The 4,209-nt window shown below is 25.6% G+C and carries 4 protein-coding genes; all 4 read right to left on the bottom strand.

The features are described 5' to 3' along the window. Positions 1-330: 330 nt before the first annotated feature. The gene (locus ACERKK_RS11720; protein WP_373773262.1) at positions 331-1,269 is read right to left on the bottom strand and encodes a hypothetical protein; all 939 of its coding nucleotides are present in this window, start codon (positions 1,267-1,269) and stop codon (positions 331-333) included. 38 nt (positions 1,270-1,307) lie between these two features. After that, positions 1,308-2,096 (bottom strand): YihY/virulence factor BrkB family protein, encoded by a 789-nt coding sequence (locus tag ACERKK_RS11715; RefSeq protein ID WP_373773261.1) that lies wholly within the window; start codon positions 2,094-2,096, stop codon positions 1,308-1,310. Between the two features lie 4 nt (positions 2,097-2,100). After that, complete coding sequence (locus tag ACERKK_RS11710; RefSeq protein WP_373773260.1) at positions 2,101-3,489, bottom strand: FAD-linked oxidase C-terminal domain-containing protein; 1,389 nt, start codon at positions 3,487-3,489, stop codon at positions 2,101-2,103. Further along, positions 3,486-4,209 (bottom strand): plasminogen-binding N-terminal domain-containing protein (locus ACERKK_RS11705; protein WP_373773259.1); only part of this gene is annotated, 724 nt, incomplete at its 5' end. The genes ACERKK_RS11705 and ACERKK_RS11710, both read right to left, overlap by 4 nt.

The following is a 4,209-nucleotide window of genomic DNA, read 5'->3' as shown; positions in this document are numbered from 1 at the left end:
CAGCTCTTGAGTTTTTTAATTAGCTTAGCTCAAAACATCTATCATGTTTTTAGCTAAGCTTTTTTTTTAGGTTGTTTTTCGATTCTTTTCTTTTTATATTTTTACTTTAAGTTTCTTATAGACTTATTTTTTCTATTTAATCTCTTTTTATCCTAATAATTTATTACACTAATAACTTGTTTCTTTTCTTATACTATTTATTTGTATTTATCTCGTCTATATCAGCTCTTTGTTATTTACTTATAATTGAGTTTACCTATTTGGTTTTATCGTTTTATAGGTCTTATTAGCTTGTGTATGAGGGATTATAAAAAACAAAAGTTTAAACTTTTATCTTCTATAAGAGTCCTTATTTATATACATACCTAAATTAAATTTTATTGAATACATTGGTTTAAAATCCTCTTCCTCTGTATAATAGTTTTCTGGAATTGTATCAATAAAAATCCACTTTCTAAGCCAATGTCTATAAGTTAATGTTGCATTGTATCTTTTCATTTTTAAGTTTGAATCGATATTATCCATATTTGAACCTAGTGTATATGTAAGAGTGTTCTTTTGTGAAAGTCTTTGAACTAAATAAAGTGATGCATACAGTTGTGAATCATTACTTTTAGTTGATTGCCAGTAATATTCATAATAATTATGTAATGAAAATTCATCATTTATTGGCTTATCTAATCTAATATAAGAAGTTAGTTCTAGTTTATCTTTTACAGACTCTTTTGCTGACTGAGAGAATGTATAATTGATTCCTTTTACATCTTTAATCACTTTTTTTATTTCTGCTCTTATAAATGGATTTAGTGTGCTTCCTAATTTTATCCCAGCCTTTGTTTTAAAATCTACATTATTACCTAGGTAATCTTCATATAATAAAGCTAAATTAAAATTATCACTATTATTTTTTGTATGATTTTCAGTAAAATCTACATTTTCTCTAACTTCATCACTTTCAAATAAAAGTTTAAAATTCTTTTTTAATTTTGGAAGTTTTAATTTTATACTTACTTTTTGATCAAAATGAACACCTTCTCCTTCATTATAAAATGCAGAAAGTTGTATTAATCCATAGGTATTATTATAGCCTTCTATTTTTTGTTCAGTACTATCAAAGAAGTTATCTATTCCTTTTGCAGAATTAACTAAGGTATCATGCATACCTTTTCTATATTCATTGGTATTTTCTATAATAGAATCAAGATATGAATTTTGAGCATACGTATTTATGCTACTAAGAATGATTAGTGGTAATATTAATTTTTTCATAATTCATTGTACATAAATTTTAATTAATTATTTAAGTATTAATGATTAGTTTCTTGCTTTATATTTAATTTATAACACATTTTTATTCCATAAAGGTATATAATCCATGATATATATATCCATAGAAAAGTGAAAAGAAGTGTTGCTAGTGAACCATAAATTGTTGTATATGTTTTATTATAAATTACATAATAAATAAATAGGTTCTTTGTAATAGATAGTATTGTTAATGTAAAAAATGAAGATATTAGTGCTGCTTTATTATTAATAAATGTATTTACACTTAGTTTAAATAGAGCATAGAAAATAAACCATGCAAAGATATATGAAAATATATAATTTAAGATTGTATTATCATGTAAAGACATTAGAATATTTGTAGCAATAAATAAAATAGGTAGTAATATTAAAAGAATAGAATACAATATAAAAGAAAAATGAATAGACTTTCTTTTTGTTTTATGTATTTTATTTACAATATATTCATAATCTTTTACAAACATAGTAAAAACAAAAATCATATATATAATTCCTATGCTTCCTAATTTACTAGAGTTTGAAATATAGTTTTTCAAAGCTAATACTATATCATTTGAATGTGTAGGGTTTATTATATTAAAAATAAAGTTTATGAAGATATCTAGGTATTTATCAAAATCCTGAAAGTTAGAAACAATTGCAATAAGAAGTGCAATTATAGGTAAAATAGCGAAGATAGTAAAAAAGCTTAAAGAGGCTGCAAAATATGTTGTATCATCATTAAAAAATGAATCTAACATATTTATAAACCTTTTTACATAACTTTTATTACTATCTTCATTTTCCATTATCTTATAATCCCATTTTAAATGGATTTAAAATATTATTTGGATCAAATGCTTTTTTAATACTTCTAAAAAGATTCATTTCAGCATCACTAAATGCAATATGCATAAACGGTGCTTTTGAAGTACCAATACCATGTTCACCACTTAATGTTCCACCTAAATCAACAACGAATTGGAAAATTTCTTCAATGGCTTTATGCCCATCTTCCATCTCTTTTTCATTGTTTTTATCTTTTACCATTACATTTACGTGAATATTTCCATCACCTGCATGTCCAAAACAAGGAACTTGGAAACCATACTTTTCTCCAATTTTATAAATACCATCAAGTGCAACAGGTAATTTACTTCTTGGAACAGAGATATCTTCATTTAGTTTTTTTGTTCCATATATCATTGTTGCAGGACTTGCATTTCTTCTTGCAAACCAAAGTTTTTTACCTTCTTCTTCATCTTTTGCAATTATGAAATCTGTTGAGCCATTATTTGCAAAAGATTCTTTTAGTGTTTCTAGTTGAGAATCAATTTCAGCCATTGAACTAGCATCAACATCTCCTACTAAAATTCCACCTGCATTTTCTGGTAATTGGATATTTGAAAATTTTTCTTTTAATGCTTTAATAACTAATGCATCTAAAAATTCCATAGCAACAGGATTTGCACCAGCTGCAAGTGATTTAAATACTGCATTCATAGCTTTATCAACAGATGGAAAAACTCCCATATATGTTTGTTTATATTTTGGTTTTGGAATTAGTTTTAAAGTGATTTCTGTAATAACTGCTAAAGTACCTTCACTCGCAATTAAAATTCCTGCTGTATTGTAACCTGCAACATCTTTAATTGTTTTTTTACCAGCCACAATAATCTCACCACTTGGTAAAACGGCTCTTAAAGCCATTACATAATCTTTTGTAATTCCATACTTTGCAGCTCTCATTCCACCTGCATTTTCACTTACATTTCCACCTAAAGTTGAGTAATCTTCACTTGCTGGATCTGGTGGGTAAAATAAACCAACTTCTTCAACTGCTTTTTGAAATTGCATATTTATAAGACCTGGTTGAACAACTCCAACCATATTTTCCATATCAATTTCTAGTAATTTATTCATATGTCTTTCTAGTGACATAATAATTCCACCATTTGATGGTAATGCTCCACCTGTAAAACCAGAACCTGCTCCTCTTGGAACAATTATAATTTGATGTTCATTACAATATTTTAAAATATCTGAAACATCTTGCTCGTGTCTTGGAAAAACTACAGCTTCTGGTTCAAATCTTGTTTTAGTTGCATCATAACAAAATGCAATTAAATGTGCTTTATCACTTTTAATATTTTCTTCACCTACAACTGATGATAGGTAATCTAAGTGTTTTTTTTCTATCATTTTTCTAATCCTAAAATTCTTTTATAATAATTTTCATAACTAATATCTTTATCACTTGTAAATAAACTATAACCTAAGATTGAATCTTCTTCTTGCGAAATTAAATCAAAATCAAAAAGTCCACCCTCTATATCTTCAACTCTTGTATAAAAAGGTTGTTGAGATGTACTTTCATCATAATTGATATTATAACTTGTTAATATTTTAAACGTTTTTGTATCTAATACATGTATTTTTTTATCTACTACAATAAATATTGTTCCAAGATTTTGTTTTATTGCGAAATCTTGAATATATTCTTGGTTAGGATAAACTTCTTGGTCAACTTTCATTTTAGCTGCAAATATATCAGGATGTACAAATGAATTATGTTTAAAAGTTTTTTTAACAAGTTCAAATGTATCTTGATTTGGAACTATTAATAAAGAGTTTGAATATAAGTAGTTAAATACTAAAATATCATTTTTTGCTACTTTTAAATTTGTAGTAGGAATAGCATCTTGTTTTAAGTCTGTATAATCAAAATACTCTACAACTGATGTATCTTGATTTGATTGAATTACTTTAGCACTTGCAATAATCATTTTATTTTTATTATTTATATGTAAAACTATTGCACTTTGTCCTACAATTAAATTACCCATTTTAATAGTTGATTTATTATCTTTTATTGAATCAATTTTTATTCCAACTGCTTTTAGTGATAATTTTTTTGTATCA

It is taken from the genome of Poseidonibacter sp. (genome assembly GCF_041821165.1).
GTDB lineage: Bacteria > Campylobacterota > Campylobacteria > Campylobacterales > Arcobacteraceae > Poseidonibacter.
This window is presented reverse-complemented; position numbering and strand designations above follow the sequence as displayed.